Here is a 14587-nt window from a genome sequence, read left to right on the forward strand (position 1 = left end):
CCCGCGCCCGCGCACCACCCCCGTTCGCCGCGGGCCGGTGTGCGCGGGGCCCTCAGGGCCCGGCCAACACGGGAGGGGACATCACATGGCGGCGGGGAATCGTTCCCAGACACGGTGGGCTTTCAGCAGTTCCATCAGCTGGGGCAGGGCCTGCGGTCCGTCCGAGACGATGACGCCGGGTTCACCGGCGGAGATGCCGGATTGTTCAAAGAGGGCTTCCGCGCCGTCCCAGCCCGCGAGGGCCTTGCCGTGCCGGTATGCCTCGGTCAGCAGCGTCAGCACACGTGCGTCACCGACCGCGCGGCCCGGGGCGCCAGCCTTGGCGTCACGGGCGCCGTAGGCATCGGCTCCGGCCTGGGGGGCGCCGACGAAGACCAGGGCGTCGAATTCGACGGAGCGGGCGGTGGCGAAGGTGCGCTGGATGGTCACCGGGTCGCCGCCCGTGCCCAGCACTCCGCCGGCCGCGGCCACGACCAGCGGCACCATGCCGGCCTCGAGTACGGCCTCGCGGACCTCGCGCACGCCGGCCATGTCGATGGCCTGGTCGGTGACGATGCCGATCACGCGCCCGTCCAGCGGCCAAGTGGCACCGACCTGCGACAGGCGGGGACTGGGGGTGACATCGGCGAGGGGTTCGGTGGCGGCGGGCACAGGCAGGCCCAGTCCGGCCGCAACTTGGGCGCACAGCTCACCGTCGATGTTGGCGAGCACGGTCAGGGTGCGTTCCTTGATCGCCTGCTCGTAGCACTTGGACAGCTCGAAGGTGTAGGCGGCGATGATGTGTTCGCGCTCGACGGGGCTCATGCTCAGCCAGAACAGACGCGGCTGGGAGAAGTGGTCGTCGTACGAGGCCGGGGCTTCCCGGACCTTGCGTCCGGCCGGGACCTCCACCGGTACGTCGATGAACGCACCGGTGTCGGCTCCGGCGACGAAGGGACAGCCGCCGTCGAGGCTGTTGGGCTTGTACGGCGCCACCCCGCGGTGCACGGCCGTCTGGTGGAAGCCGTCGCGGAGCATGTCGTTGACCGGGGCGTGCGTGCGGTTGATCGGGATCTGCGGGAAGTTGGGACCGCCGAGCCGGGTGAGCTGCGTGTCCAGGTAGGAGAAGTTCCGTCCGGCCAGCAGCGGATCGTCGGTGGCGTCGATGCCGGGGACGAGGTGGCCAGTGTGGAAGGCGACCTGCTCGACCTCGGCAAAGAAGTTCGACGGATTCGCGTTCAGCGTCAGCAGCCCCACCGGTTTCACCGGCGCGAGCTCCTCCGGGACGATCTTCGTCGCGTCGAGAAGGTCGATGCCCTCGAACATCTGGTCGTCGCTGTCGGGGAACGTCTGGATCCCCAGCTCCCACTGCGGGTACGCGCCCGCCTCGATGGCGTCGAACAGATCGCGGCGGTGGAAGTCGGGGTCCACCCCGGCCAGGATCTGCGCCTCCTCCCAGACCAGGGAGTGCACGCCCAGCTTGGGCTTCCAGTGGAACTTGACCAGCGTGGTGACGCCCTGTGCGTTGACGAGACGGAAGGTGTGGACGCCGAAGCCCTCCATCATCCGGTAGGAGCGCGGGATGCCCCGATCGGACATGTTCCACAGAGTGTGGTGGGTGGCCTCGGTGTGCAGGGATACGAAGTCCCAGAAGGTGTCGTGGGCGGACTGTGCCTGGGGGATCTCCCGGTCGGGGTGCGGCTTCCCGGCGTGGATGATGTCGGGGAACTTGATGGCGTCCTGGATGAAGAACACCGGGATGTTGTTCCCGACCAGGTCGAAGACGCCCTCCTCGGTGTAGAACTTCGTCGCGAAGCCGCGCGTGTCGCGCACCGTGTCGGCCGACCCGCGCGAACCCAGCACCGTGGAGAAGCGGACGAACACCGGTGTCTCGACGTCCCGGGCGAGGAACGCGGCCTTGCTGACCGCCTGTGCGGTCCCATAGGACTGGAAGACGCCGTGTGCGGCCGAGCCGCGGGCGTGGACCACGCGCGCTCCGGGATCCGCTCGTGGTCGAAGTGCATCAGCTTTTCGCGCAGGTGGTGGTCCTGGAGCAGCACCGGCCCTCGCGGGCCGGCCTTCAGCGAGTGGTCGCTGTCGTACAGCCGGACGCCCTGCGCGGTCGTCAGGTACGCGCCGCTCTGCGCCATGCGGGCGGGATCCGCGCCGGTGGGCTGCCCGGTCGGGCTAACCGTCTCCGGGCCGCTCTGGTCCGCCTTCGGCTGCAGCGGCTCGACCGGCGTCGTCGGCTCCACCAGTTGCGGGGAGACGGGGGCCGGCTTACCAGGGACCCCCTCCTCCGGGCCGCCTGCCGGATCAGCTTGCACGACGCCGGCGATCTTGTTAGCGACGGCCTTCACCGGGTTTTTCTCGGACATCACATCTCCACAAATGAGGGACCCTCGGGCCCTACACCTGTGACCTGGGCAGCGGATACCGAAACCTTGCCCAGGCCACCCCCCGGCGCCGCCCTGGTCCTCATCAGCCATCGACATCAATCACGGGCCCGCTGGCAGCAGGCACTTGCCAGGAGAGCGCGGATGCCTCGACGGCCAGTGACTCGCTCGCTCCGGCGGGGCCGAATGCCCGAACCGCAAACAGGACATCAATACAAGCGTTCGACTCTGACAAACGATCCTTTGCCCGAGCAAGATCGGAGACGGGTCGCCGGACCGTCACCGGGCCCGGCGCCGTTCTCAGAACCCGTTCTCACGTGTACCGGGCGTGCGGTCGGCTGGTGAGCCGGCAGCAGGGCCGGTGGATCTCGCGCACGCCCAGCGTCAGCCGGCACCCGTCGTACGTCACCGCGTCGGCCAGGCAGCTGGTCGTCCCATGACCACACCGCGTCGGCGGCCTTCACGCCCCATCAGCGCTGGCTCGGACTTCCTGTCGCCGCGTCACCGGCTGTCGCGGGCCGGAGGGTACAGCGGTGCCGTCGGACACCTCCCCGTCGACAATGCGAGCGCCAGTGCCCACGCCGGCCCCAGCCGGGTGTCAAGCGGGGACGGCCATCGTCGGGGACGAACGTGCGCCGACCGAGCGACGCCGCGGTTCAGCCATACGCTTCGGAAGCGGCCGTCGGCGGGTCCGGGCCCCCGGCGGCAGGGTCTTAGGCAGCACAGAGGTCGCTATCGACGTCGTGTAGCCGGCACGGCGCCGGCCGTGAGGGCAGCGCCCATTCGAGCCGGCGTGTCGGGCGCCGCGTTGGATCACCTCGGCAACCCCACCATCGAACAAGACGTTCTACACCGACACGGGGTAGGCGGCCAGCGCGCCGTGCACGTCGGCACCGATCGTCGGCGCGACCCGGCCGCCACCTCCGCGAGGTGCCGGTCGGCCATTGTGGACGTTCACGTAATTCCCCAGGCCCTGGCTTGCTAAGTTGCGCCGGGCAGTCCCAGGGCGACCAGGAGGGCTGAGGAGAGTTCTTCCGCGAACAGGGCCGACCCGGTGAGTGTCTGCCGGATGGCTTCCTCGTCGGGCGTCAGTCCGGCAGCGGCCGACCAGGCGAGTGCGCCGGCCACGGCGTGTTCGATGGGGAAGTGCTCCAGAGGTATCTCGTAGCTCTTCGCCATCTCGCGGTTGAGCAGGCCCTCCCAGCTGTTGCCGTCCGGCGTGAGGGCCTCGATGAAGCCCACATCGCTGTCGAGGAAGGACACCATGATGGCCGGTGTCCCCGTTCGCTCGACGAGGTTCGCAAGACTGCGCCGTCCGGCGTCGGCGAAGTCCGTGACCTGCCAGCCCTCCGCCAACGCCTGCGTGTCGTCGATGCCCGTGAACCCGGCTTCCCGCATGAGCTGGTGCAGTTTCCCCGTGGACCGGGTCGTCAATGATCCGCCTGAATTTCCCATGGCCCGCAAGTTAGCCGATGCCTCTGACAAGCCAACTCGTGCCCCTGAGACGTCGGCGTGCCTATCCATCCTTCCTGGTGGCCAACAACCTTATTGGTGAGTGCACTTCGTCCCGCGCGGGGTCCCCCGGGCCGAGCCCGGTCCGTCCTACGGGACGCCCGGTTCTTTGACGAACTTCCCGCTGACAAGCGGCCGGAGATCATCGAAATCCGGGAGACATGGGTCTAGGGGCTCAGGGTATCGGATCGAGGTGATCAGCATCGACGCGGGAGAAGACCAGGTCGCTCATCTCGCTGATTGACCCGTCCCACCGTAGGGGGACGGCAGGTCGGCGTACCGCTCGCGGATAGCTGGTGGGGTCATAGTCGTTGACGATGCGGTAAACGTGGAAACCGTGCTCCTGAAGGGGCCCCAAGACGTCCTGCATGCTCTGCCCCTGCTTGGCCAGCGAGCGGGGCGTGATCTCGATGACGAGTTCGACGTCGGCGCGAAGAGTGCCGAGGGCCGGCGCGAGGCCATCCATCAGCGAGGCTTCGCCTCCCTCCACGTCGATCTTGATCAGGCGTGCTTCTGCGAGCTCGTCCGGATACAGAATCCCCGGCAAAGGCAGGCCCTCGATCTCGAAGGACGAGTGCGTGCTCTTCGGCTGGACGGCGGAGGTGTTGCCGAGATTCGCCGCGTCCTGGAGGTAGAGGGTCAGAGAGCGGGCAGTGTCGGTGGCGGCAACGTTGACCGTACGGACGTTGTGACAGGCGTTGCGCCCGACAGCCTCGACGAGGCTGCTGTGGAAGGCGGGAGATGCCTCGACGGCGACGACGCGGCCGGCCGCTCCGACGAGGCGGGAGGCAAGGAGGGTGTAGTAGCCGCTGTGGGCACCGACGTCGATGAAGGTGTCACCCGGGGCGAGTCTCCCCCGGATCCAGGCCGTGAGGTGGGGCTCCCACACGCCGTGGAGGTAGAGGTAGCGCTGGATCAGGTCGTTGGTGGTGACGGCAACCAGGTCTCCGTCCCTGGTGCGGGTGACCGTGGTGCGGGGGTGGCGGGCCAACTCCTGATCGAGATATCGGATCAGAGGAGCGAAGGCGAGGGCGGGGGGCGCGTACCGGGCGTACGCGCGCAGGACGGTGACGAGCGGACGAGGCATGTGGGGCACGGCGGCTCCTTGAAGTGGCCCGCAGAACGGGTTGTCGGTGGGAAGCTGGTGGGAGGTAGTGGCCAGCGGCGGAGGGTGTGACGGTGGGGCGCGACGGTGTGCCGGTGGTGTTCTTGCTCGTCGGGCTGACGGGCTCGGGGAAGACGACGTATTCCACCCGCCGACTTGAGTCGGCAGGTGCCGTACGGCTGTCCGTGGACGAGGTGGTGCACAAACGGCACGGCCGGTACGGGGTGGACTACCCAGAGCCCACGTACTTCGAGAAGGAGGCCCCGATCGTCGCTGAGCTGCAGGAGCAGCTGGTGCGGCTCGTGGCGGAGGGCCGGGATGTTGTGTGGGACCACGGACTGTGGCCGCGCAAGCACCGGGACGAGATGAAGCAGCTGGTGGAAGCGGCGGGCGGACGGTGGCGCCTGCTGTACTTCCCGGTCGGCCGGGAGGAACTGCTCCGGCGGCTGGAGGAGCGCAACCGGCGAGAGGACGCGAACGCCCTGTTCGTGTCGCCGGAGGCGCTGGACGACTTCTTCGCGCGGTTCGAGGTGCCTCAGGGTGAAGGCGAGGAGGTCATCGCCCCGGACTGGCTGTGACCGCGGGCCGGGGGCCGCCAGGTCTCCACGATCTGAGTAGCTTCTCCCACCCACCAGGAGGGCTGGTGCATCAGGGAGACGGGCCTGAATGCCAGATCGGGATCGTGGACGTTGATCCGGCCGTTGTGCTGGTCGAGGTGATCCAGAATCCGCCGGGCCTCAGTGGGGATAGCCGGCGAGTCCGTCTGCCAGCTGCCGTCGAGGCTGTGCCGGTAACGGCGGTCGAGGTCATCGCGGATGTCCGCACGCCATTTGAAATGGTGGACGACGACCGGCGGGCGGTTGATGGGCCGGTGCCCGGGCGCACGGTGGTTCCCGGAGGACAGGACGACGCTGGAGTGCGCGAGGACGATCTTGCGTGGGTCGCCGCGCAGGAGACGGTGGGTGAGGAAGGCACCGAGGGGGTAGCCGGCGTCCAGTCCGGCGGCCGGGTCCCAGCCGGTGAGGGTGCCGTCGGCGCTGGCGCGGTCGAGCATCAGGCCACCCACGGTCTGAGTTCCGCGATGTTCGGCGTCGCGCAGGACGTCTGCCAGCGGTGCCGGGTAGGTGTGGAACTCGTCGGAATCCGCGACGAGGTGCCATCCGTCCCCGGCGATGCCGCGGAGCTCGGCGGTCAACTGGGGGTTGGTGTGTTCGTGCCAGGGCCCGCCGCTGACCAGAGCGGGGGCGATGCCCTCGCGGCGGCAGACATCACTGAGGAGTTCTTTCACGTCCTCGGTGACGTGGTCGGGGTAGTGGAAGCCGAGGGTGAAGCGCTCGATTCCGATCTCGCGGTAGTGGCGCAGCCAGGTCTCCAATAGGTCAGGTTCAACGGGGCCGATCAGTGCCACGAGCGTGGGCATCACGGTCATGGGGTGAGGTCCTTTGCATCGGTTAGTGCGGGAGGTGGACGAGGAACGCGGCCTGTTCAGCGGCGGTGGGTATGCCGATCTGCTGGGCGGCGTTCGGCCCAGGCCGCCTGGGCAGGCTGCTGGACAGGCGGTCCAGCTGTTCAGCGAGTGCCGAGGCATCGCCGACGGGGAACATCCGAGCCCAATCCCGGCCCCGCAGGCGTTCCGAGAGGCTTGGGTCGTGGTCGGAGGCCAGGAGCGGGACACCGAGCCTGACGGCATCGGCAAGAAGCCCGGACTCCTTGCCGACACCGGGATGGCGCGCGAGGACGGTTGCGTCTGCCGCGGCGTACACGCTGCGGATCTGCGCCTGCGTGGCCGCCGCGTGGGTGGCTTGGAGACGGACGCGGGGAAGGCTGCGCCACCTCCGCAGCAGCTGCTCGTCCAGGGGGGCGCCGATGACGAGCACGGTGAGCGGGCGGGTGATGCGGTGCAAGGCCGCGTCGATGGTCGCGAAGTCCTTGGAGGGCCACCAGCCGCCCACCAGGCACACAGCTCGGTCGGCAGCCTTCAGACCAGCCTCTTGCCTCGCGGCACAACGCTCGGTCTCGCTGATCCGGTCGCCGGAATCGGCCACCGCGAAGGGGCGGGTGCGGCACGGCAGATAGGGAAAGAGGGCGGCCAGGTCGTCCCGGACCTGGTCGGTCGGGGCGAGGAGCGTGACGCGGTCCCCGACCCGCCTGGTGATCTTCCCCAAGAGCCGGAGCGAGGAGTCCTCGGTGGTGTTGATCTCGTGGACGTAGCGGGCGTGCGGTCCGCCGAAAAGGCCGGCGGTCGTGTGGAGGGCCTCTCCGGCCGAAAGGACGGTGACCGGGTGGGAGCCCGCCACAAACCGCCCCGCACGCACCGCTGCGGACTCGGTCAGGCATCGGGCTAGCGCGGTGATCTGATGTGGCGCGCGACGCAGTTTCCTGGGCCAGTGCCGTGAGCGGAAGAGGGCCAAGGCGACGTCGGCCGTCGCCTCGGTGGCTCTGGCCGCGGCGGTCAAGATCCGGCTGGCCGTGCCGTGGGGCCGGTCAACGACTTGGGCCTGGGCCTTGACGAGGGCCGTACGAGTTTCAGCGGTGACGCCGTTCGGCACGATGACGACGGTCGGCTGGTGGGCGCTTGCCAGGGCGATGAGGGCGCCATGGTGGTGGCCGCTGGGGAGGTGCGCGTTGCGCTCGACGAGCACGAGCGTCGGCTTCATCCTGTCACCACTGCCGTGCTGTGGTTGGCGGTGAAGCGGGCCAGGAGCCACCCCGGGTCGTTGATGAGGTCCAAGTCATCGGAGCGGTCGCCCCGACCCGCGGCGAAGGCGATTCCCTCGTGCGCGCCAGCGACGGCGAATTCGGCGAAGTCACCACCCTGACCGCAGGACTTCCAGGCGTCCAGCCGGAGCCTGGTGCCCTCGTCGCTCATCCCGTACTCGCTGCCTTGGGAGAGCATGGCGCACTCCCGGAACGCAGCCTTCCAGGCGTGGTAGGGACTCTGATTGCAGCGGGTGGTGCCGGCGGCTTCGCGGCTGAACTCGACCCTCCCAGGCAGGGCCGCCAGCACGTCGACCGCGCTGCCGAGCTGGTAGAGGTCCGAGCGGCGCATCAGCTTCATCCCGCCGTACCCGTAGACGAGGCCGTTGAGCGGGTTCAGCGCGGGCCACACCCTCATGGACACGTCCCGCGCGAGGGGGGCGACCGTGCTGGGGTCGAAGTCCTCGCTGATGGCGAAGTCGCCATCGATGAGGAAGAACAGCTCGTAGTCGACCAGTTCAGCAGTCAGGCGGTAGGCGCGGCGCATGCCCCGAACACCATGCAGCCGCTTCGTGGGCCGGCGCAGCACTCGCTCGGCCCGGGCGTGGAGTTCATCGGCGAGGGGTTCGTCGTAGCTGAGCATGACGGCGTCGGTGGCAATCACGCAACCGCCTCCAGGTACCGGGCGGCCACCACGGCCGGGTTGAGTCCGGCCGTGGAGGCAAGAGCGCCCTTGGCCTGCGCGAGGTAGAAGTCTGCGTCGCAGGCGAGTCGTTCGACGAGAGCCACCGCTTCTGCGTCGGTGGTGAAGAGCAAGTCCGCGGCGATGTGCTCGGCGAACCAGTCCATCCTGGGCGCGATCACCGGCAGACCCATGCCCTGGCAATCAATTACCGACATCGCCCAGGGACAGCCGGGGCGGAACGGGCCGAAGCCGAAGTGGCACTCCTCCAACATCCGGCGGTAGGTGCCACGGTCGCCGCGGTCTGTGCGGACCTCGACGTTGGGGAGGGCAGCGAGTTCGTCACGCATCCGTTCAGGGCTGTCGTCCAAGGCGACCCGCTCGGGACTGCGGGAGCCGAAGAGGTCCATTACCCGGAGCCGTGCCTGCGTACGGGCCGTGAGCTGCTGGGCGAGCGTCACGAATCGGGGCGTGCCGTAGTGCTGGTAAAGCCTGTGGTTGTAGATGCCGGTCAGGGACGTGCCCGTCGTCATGGCGCTCAGCTCGGCCGGGTCGCGAACCAGGCGCTCGTCCCTGGGGGGCGGGACGATCCGGATCCGGTCGGTGATGTCGGTACCCGCACGGGCCGCGGCGTCCACAACCCAGGTAGCCGCCGTGGCCGAGTGCACCAGGATCCGGTCGCAGGCGGCCAGGCCCGCGGCAAAGGTGAGCAGGACGGGCCAACCCAGTCCTCGGTCGTCAAGGGCCGGATCGTGCAGCAACTGGCCGCGCCGCGGCGAGAAGGGAAGGTAGTGGCAGTAGCCGGCCAATAACGCGTCCGACTTCGCCTCCAGCAGGGCCGCGCGGACCGCGGTGGCGGCCTCGACCTGGTTGGCGACCACGACGTCGGGCGTCGTCCGGTCTATGAGCGCCACCAGCTCGTTCATGGTGGGGTCGAGCCTGGCCCTGTACTTGTTGACGGGCACCGCCGTCCGCTCGAAGCGGGCCCGCCCGTCGCGGACGCGGGCCGGCGCGGCCATCACGAAGTCGGCGCCCTGGTCCATCAATGCGGGGGCGAGGATGTCAGCGACGATCCATCCGGAGTCCGAGGCCAGTTTGTCAGGGTTCGAGATGTTCAGCAGATACAGGATTCTGGGCATGTACGGATCTCCTTACGAGCGGCGCCTTGGGTACGAGGCGCGGGCGGGTGGTGCGGCCTGGGGATGCACGTGTGCTAGGTGAGGGGGACTGGCTCTGTGGAGACGAGCCCGATGTCGACCAGGCGTCGACTGCCGGGCAAGGGCCACCTTCCGGCCGACCTGTCTTCCCGGGCGTTCTGATGGCTTGGGAGTTATGCCGGGTCCGGCTGGACGCGCGAGGGTCCGGGGACCGGATTCCCAAGGCTCTCGGCCTCAGGGGCCGCTGCCGAGGTTTCGGATCCGGCCAACAACAGTGCCGGGGCGGGGTGCTTGGTGCCGCAGCGGCAGGAGCACGTGGCAACGTCGTGCGACCCTCCGGCCGTCCGCTGCCCGTCGGCCGTGGCATTGGCCGCGGGCGGCTGCTCTTCGGCCGACTCAACGTCGGGGGCGACAGGCGCGGTCTCGCTCGGCACTGCGGCCTGCGCCTGTTGCGTGCCGGCGATAGGCAGGAACGCCAGCGCGAGTCCGATGGCATTTCCGGCCGCCAGGAGCAACCCCGAAATGACGTCGCCGTCGGGGGATAAGGGGAGATGGCGACGTCGGCGGCGGGGTAACCGGTGGGCCCCACCCGTCCGGGCGCTCACGACTGAGTCCTGGCGGTGTTCAGGTCGGCCCAGAGATGCCGTCCCCCGAGGCTGCGTCCAGCATCCCAGGCGCCCGTGCGCTGCGGGACCGGGAACAGGTGGGCACGGCCCTCATGGGTGTCGCCGACGTTCGTGTCCGCCCCCGGGAGGACGCGTCCGTTGGCGGGGTAGCTGTCGAAGTAGCTCTGCGGTCCGACCGCGGACGAGTGCGGCATCGTGCTTGCCCCCGGGGTCACCGGACGGTCTTCGGACCCGATGGGCCGGAGGCGGGCTCACCGGCTTGGCTGAAGAGCTCCAGGTACAGCTGACACGTCGCGGCGTCCCAGGTAGCGGCGGGTCCGTGCACGGAGCGGAAGAAGCTGGCGGGGTGTACCGATGAGGTTCGTGCGCTGGTGGTGCTCTGGCTCATGGCGGCCTCGGCGTCAGGTAGGGGGTGGGCTAGGGCGGCGCCGGATCCCCTGATGGAACGGGCACGGCTACCGTGCCGGGGCCCGTGTGCGAACCCGGCAATCCCGGACGACGACAGGCAGTGACAAAAGATCTTGAAGTGACGAGTCGTCATCTCGGGGCGATAGATAGAGTGCCCTCGACACACCGGGTGCGCAACAGGATCACCCAATAAGATTTCAACTCACCCTCGACGCATGAAACCCGGAACGGGCACAATGCGACCCAGGGGCAGCCCACCTGCACCCGTAGGTGACACCACGTCACTCGCCAACAGATCAGGGGAAGATGTGCCGAACCAGAGGGCGAGGCCCACCCTTCGGCGCCGCAGGCTCGGAGAGCAACTGGAGGCGCGGAGGGCGGCCGCCAATCTTTCCCTGGAGGCGGCTGCGGCACTTATGGGGTGGGACAAGTTCAAGCTGTCCAAGATCGAGAACGCCCGCCAGCACATCGCCGCCCGAGATGTCGAACTGCTCCTCAGCCACCACTATGGCGTCGAAGATGCCCAGTTCATCAACTCCATGACGGCCCTCGCCCGGGACACGGGCAAACGCGGCTGGTGGGCAGGCTTCGGCGCGGTAGGCGACTCCTACGAAGATCTACTCAGCGTCGACGACGACGCATCTGACATGCGCTTCTACTCGTCCGACCTTGTCCCCGGCCTGCTGCAGCGCGGCCCGTACGCAGGCCAAGTGATCAACTCGACGGCCATAAACCGGAGCGCCGAAGACAAAGAGGGGTTCGTCAGACTCCGGCTGGCGCGCCAGTCGGTCCTGGAGCGCTCCCCCAACCCCCTGCGCCTGTGGGCGGTCATCGGCGAGGCCGCCTTGCGGCACACGTTCCCTGATCCGGACGCCATGCGCGACCAGCTCGCCTACCTGCTGGAAGCGTCCACCCGCACGAACATCACCGTCCAGGTGATGCCGCTCCTCAACGGTGCCCACCCGGGCATCGCCGGGATGTTCAATATCATCAGCTTCCCCTCGCCGTGGCCGACCGTGGTCAACCTGGAAAACCTGAGAGGGGGCACCTTCGTGGAGGGGACGCAAGACGTAGCGATCTTCGAAGACGCCTTCTCACAGATCGTCGCCAACGCCCTCTCGCCGGACGAGTCGCGCGACACGATCAAAATGATTCTGAAGGAGCAGCACGCATGAGCGCCCCAGCCCCCGACAGCACCCGCTGGTTCAAGTCGTCGCACAGCGCCGGTGTACAGGACTGCCTGGAGGTCGCCGTGGCCCCGGGCACCGTGTTCGTCCGCGACTCGAAGAGGAAGACCGGCCCCATCCTGGAACTGGCTCCGACAGGCTTCGCCAAGCTGGTCGCCTTTGTCGCCCAATCCGGCAGCTGAGGCAAACGCGCCCGAAGCAAGTCCGCCTCCCCCAACCACAGGGGCAATGGGGAGCAGACCCCCGCCCCGCCTCAGCCGCTGGCGGTCGACGCCGGCCGCCACGGCACGCTGACAGATGGTGCAGTTGCCCGGGACTTCTACAGCAGACCGCAGCCCCCGGCCACCGGGGGCGCAGACCCACCACGGTGACGAGCGTGGGTCCGCTCCACCGGGGCGATCAGCCGTTGACATCCTGAGCGCTGTCGGCGTAGCTCTTGAAGACTTCAAGCTCGTTCGGCTCGAAGCGACGGATGCCCCCACGGACGGAGTCGTAGCCGGCCACGACGGAGGTCGCGGTGGCGTAGAGGTGCTGGTCGTCCCTGACCTCGAAGTGGAAGGTGAGGGAGACGCGCTTGACGTCGGTCACCCAGGCTTCAATGCGGACCGGGGTTTCCCAGTTCTCCAGCGGGTACAGATAGCGGATGGTCTGTTCCCGCAGGAGGAAGTTCCTCGCCAGACGCTCCGCAGGATCACTGGGGACCAGCATGCTGAACATCCGCATGCGGGTTTCCTCAAGCAGGACGCCGTAGCGGGAGCTGTTGAGGTGGCCGTTCGCGTCGAGGTCCGAGAAGCGGATGGGGCAGTCGTAGACGTGTCGGGACACGGTAACTCCTGAGGGTTGTGTGATGTGCGACGCCTTCCGGGAGTCGGCCCGCCCAGACGTTCCGTACCGTCCAGGCGGCCCCATCCCGGCTCCCGCCTCGCACGGAGATGGCGCCGGTCGTGACATTAAGTTGCTTCTGACGGACTATCGGCCAACCACGCCCACTAGTGGGGCCGCGTCTCGACCTCTCGGAGGTCGTCGAAGATCTCGCGGAGCAGCGCGGCCCGGAGGTCAGCCTGGGGAAGCTGACCGTGCAGTCGGCCGAGCGCCAGTTGGTCAGCGTCCGGCAAGGATGCTCGCAGAAGCAGCTTCAACTCCGCCCGGGCATCGGGGTCGAAAATCGGCGCCTGGACGCGGTCGACCACGGCGCCGGCCCCCAGCTGCGTGACGCCCCATTCCCCGGGGGCCTCCTGGATGGCCCACACCACGGAGTGGTTCTCCGGCGACAAGGTGAGTCGACACCCCGGTCCTGCCAGCGCGCTGAGCGCGGGCAGCGGGATGCCGTCGGGGCCCGCGAGCGCTGCCGCCTCGTCCGCGCTGTCGACGACCAGGCGGGCGGTGAGCGCGCGGGCCGCACGGCGGCGGGCAGCATCGGCTTCGGCCTGGGAGGAGGGTTGCGGGGCGGCAGGTGGACCAGCGTCAGCATGCGCCCACGCGTTGCGTTTACCGCCCAGCGCGTCAGTCTCCTCGTCGGAGTCCTCGGCCTCGACCCAGGTGATCACCACGAACCGGTGGGACGGCATCGATGCCGGATACAGGACGTGGGAGACGACTTCGACGGTTTCCCAACCCAGGGCCGGGATGATCATCCGGAAGACGTGACCGTCCCGATCCGCTTCCAGATCACCCTGTGTGCACCAGATTCGCTCGACGTCCGGATCCAGCCGCACCTCGGCGATCAATTCGACGAGCTCGTCGTTTCCCTTGTGCGTGGCCTGGGCGAACTTCAACAGACGGACATAGGCGCCGGCGTGCATGTCCCAGTCGTGGTACTGCGTGCGGGCCTCGGGATTCGTCAGCGCCCACCGCATCAGGTTTGCCCGCGACTCCATGACCCAGGGCCACCACTCGGCCATGGCCTGGTTGTAGGCCAGGACGTTCCAGTTGCGGTCGGTCAGGTAGGTGGGCGAGGGCATCTGTCGGTCAATCAGGAGTCGTAGCGCTCGGCGTAGCTCCGGACTCGCGTCGATCTGAGGATCACTGAGCGTGGTACCGACGTTGTACAGCAGCAGAGCGTGCCGCTCACTCTTGTCGAGCCCCAGCAGGTCCGCGAGCGCCTCGCACTGGCTCTTCGTGAACCTCGGGGCCGCGGCGCCCTTCTCAACGTTCCGGTAGGTACGCACTCCCATACCGAGGGCCTTCGCCACCGGGGTCTGGGTGAGCCCCGCCGCGTGACGCCATCGCTTCAGCCAGCCACCGAATCCAATGAACTGACCGGCGATTTCTCCACCAAGCGTGCCGCCCTTGTTCTCGGCGTGATCATCGCCGAAGGGGACTATCCCCTGAGCAACCATGAGGCCCTTCCTTTGTCTCGTCCACAGGGCGACACCCGGGCCGAGGGCATGAAAAAGAGGGGGCAGCACGGATGCTGGCCCCCCGGCCGGATGTCTCCCGCAAAGACGATACGACGACCTTGGTTGCTTTCCACAATTTGTGGCCTCAGACACAGGCGTTTTGGTTAAACGTGCAACCACGCAGGCCGCCTCCACCTCGCCATCCGTGACGAACATGGACATTCCCCGACCGACAAGCTAACCATGATCAGGAAAGCGGCAAATCCTTGCCGGTTTTTCTTGCAAGCCCCCTAATGATCATTAACTCCCCCCGCAGGCATTCCCCCTGGGTGGCGTTCGTGCGAGCAACCCCCTTCGGAATGAGCGTCGTTGATGCACCACCTCATCAGGCCCACACACATCCCACACATCCTTCTACGCGCGTGGATTCGGCCACGAGACGCCGTTGACGAAGGCTTTGCCTGCGGGCTTAAATCCAGACGAGACCAGCCGGTACAGA

12 protein-coding genes and 1 pseudogene are annotated in these 14587 nt (G+C 68.1%); 3 read left to right on the forward strand and 10 right to left on the reverse strand.

Annotated features, from left to right (window positions below):
* Nucleotides 1-81: 81 nt before the first annotated feature.
* The 3 genes and pseudogenes from ABZ873_RS14915 to ABZ873_RS14925 all read right to left on the reverse strand — a co-directional run bounded on the left by ABZ873_RS14915 (nt 82) and on the right by ABZ873_RS14925 (nt 4974).
* Nucleotides 82-2357 (reverse strand): annotated as a pseudogene (locus tag ABZ873_RS14915) (catalase).
* Between the two features lie 999 nt (nt 2358-3356).
* Nucleotides 3357-3830: a hypothetical protein gene (locus tag ABZ873_RS14920; protein WP_360870680.1), complete on the reverse strand. Its 474-nt coding sequence runs from the start codon at nt 3828-3830 to the stop codon at nt 3357-3359.
* A 232-nt stretch (nt 3831-4062) separates the two neighbouring features.
* Complete coding sequence (locus ABZ873_RS14925; RefSeq protein WP_360870922.1) at nt 4063-4974, reverse strand: FkbM family methyltransferase; 912 nt, start codon at nt 4972-4974, stop codon at nt 4063-4065.
* A 113-nt stretch (nt 4975-5087) separates the two neighbouring features.
* Here ABZ873_RS14925 and ABZ873_RS14930 point away from each other — a divergent pair, with 113 nt between their 5' ends.
* Nucleotides 5088-5570, forward strand: a complete 483-nt coding sequence (locus ABZ873_RS14930) for an ATP-binding protein (protein WP_360870683.1) — start codon at nt 5088-5090, stop codon at nt 5568-5570.
* On the opposite strand, the gene ABZ873_RS14935 is transcribed toward ABZ873_RS14930, so the two are convergent.
* The 5 genes from ABZ873_RS14935 to ABZ873_RS14955 all read right to left on the reverse strand — a co-directional run bounded on the left by ABZ873_RS14935 (nt 5528) and on the right by ABZ873_RS14955 (nt 10348).
* Nucleotides 5528-6421, reverse strand: coding sequence for a glycosyltransferase family 2 protein (locus tag ABZ873_RS14935; RefSeq protein ID WP_360870686.1), 894 nt, complete (start codon nt 6419-6421; stop codon nt 5528-5530). The two genes, ABZ873_RS14930 and ABZ873_RS14935, sit on opposite strands and share 43 nt — an antisense overlap.
* A 22-nt stretch (nt 6422-6443) precedes the next feature.
* A complete protein-coding gene (locus ABZ873_RS14940) occupies nt 6444-7649 on the reverse strand; it encodes a glycosyltransferase (RefSeq protein ID WP_360870688.1) in 1206 nt (401 codons plus the stop codon).
* Entirely contained in the window at nt 7646-8353 is a 708-nt protein-coding gene (locus ABZ873_RS14945) for a hypothetical protein (RefSeq protein WP_360870691.1), read from the reverse strand. The genes ABZ873_RS14940 and ABZ873_RS14945 overlap by 4 nt, the downstream gene beginning before the upstream one ends.
* Entirely contained in the window at nt 8350-9510 is a 1161-nt protein-coding gene (locus ABZ873_RS14950; RefSeq protein WP_360870694.1) for a glycosyltransferase family 1 protein, read from the reverse strand. Before ABZ873_RS14950 ends, ABZ873_RS14945 begins: the two co-directional genes overlap by 4 nt.
* Nucleotides 9511-10129: 619 nt before the next feature.
* Entirely contained in the window at nt 10130-10348 is a 219-nt protein-coding gene (locus ABZ873_RS14955) for a hypothetical protein (RefSeq protein ID WP_360870697.1), read from the reverse strand.
* A gap of 522 nt (nt 10349-10870) precedes the next feature.
* Between ABZ873_RS14955 and ABZ873_RS14960 the strand changes: the two genes are divergently transcribed.
* Complete coding sequence (locus ABZ873_RS14960; RefSeq protein ID WP_360870699.1) at nt 10871-11737, forward strand: helix-turn-helix transcriptional regulator; 867 nt, start codon at nt 10871-10873, stop codon at nt 11735-11737.
* Entirely contained in the window at nt 11734-11931 is a 198-nt protein-coding gene (locus tag ABZ873_RS14965) for a DUF397 domain-containing protein (protein ID WP_360870702.1), read from the forward strand. The genes ABZ873_RS14960 and ABZ873_RS14965 overlap by 4 nt, the downstream gene beginning before the upstream one ends.
* A gap of 217 nt (nt 11932-12148) precedes the next feature.
* Here the strand turns inward: ABZ873_RS14965 and ABZ873_RS14970 are convergent, their stop codons facing one another.
* Together ABZ873_RS14970 and ABZ873_RS14975 are read right to left on the reverse strand one after the other, a co-directional pair.
* The gene (locus tag ABZ873_RS14970) at nt 12149-12574 is read right to left on the reverse strand and encodes a thioesterase family protein (protein ID WP_360870705.1); all 426 of its coding nucleotides are present in this window, start codon (nt 12572-12574) and stop codon (nt 12149-12151) included.
* Nucleotides 12575-12738: 164 nt separating this feature from the next.
* The gene (locus ABZ873_RS14975) at nt 12739-14088 is read right to left on the reverse strand and encodes a helix-turn-helix transcriptional regulator (protein ID WP_360870708.1); all 1350 of its coding nucleotides are present in this window, start codon (nt 14086-14088) and stop codon (nt 12739-12741) included.
* Nucleotides 14089-14587: the final 499 nt, after the last annotated feature.

This window comes from Streptomyces sp. NPDC047014 (assembly GCF_040644195.1).
GTDB lineage: Bacteria > Actinomycetota > Actinomycetes > Streptomycetales > Streptomycetaceae > Streptomyces.

Bases quoted from the DNA above. Each gene is read 5' to 3' on its own strand.
- ABZ873_RS14920 (WP_360870680.1), bottom strand. From the start codon at position 3,830: ATGGGAAATTCAGGCGGATCATTGACGACCCGGTCCACGGGGAAACTG.
- ABZ873_RS14925 (WP_360870922.1), bottom strand. From the start codon at position 4,974: ATGCCTCGTCCGCTCGTCACCGTCCTGCGCGCGTACGCCCGGTACGCG.
- ABZ873_RS14935 (WP_360870686.1), bottom strand. From the start codon at position 6,421: ATGACCGTGATGCCCACGCTCGTGGCACTGATCGGCCCCGTTGAACCT.
- ABZ873_RS14940 (WP_360870688.1), bottom strand. From the start codon at position 7,649: ATGAAGCCGACGCTCGTGCTCGTCGAGCGCAACGCGCACCTCCCCAGC.
- ABZ873_RS14950 (WP_360870694.1), bottom strand. From the start codon at position 9,510: ATGCCCAGAATCCTGTATCTGCTGAACATCTCGAACCCTGACAAACTG.
- ABZ873_RS14955 (WP_360870697.1), bottom strand. From the start codon at position 10,348: ATGCCGCACTCGTCCGCGGTCGGACCGCAGAGCTACTTCGACAGCTAC.
- ABZ873_RS14965 (WP_360870702.1), top strand. From the start codon at position 11,734: ATGAGCGCCCCAGCCCCCGACAGCACCCGCTGGTTCAAGTCGTCGCAC.
- ABZ873_RS14975 (WP_360870708.1), bottom strand. From the start codon at position 14,088: ATGGTTGCTCAGGGGATAGTCCCCTTCGGCGATGATCACGCCGAGAAC.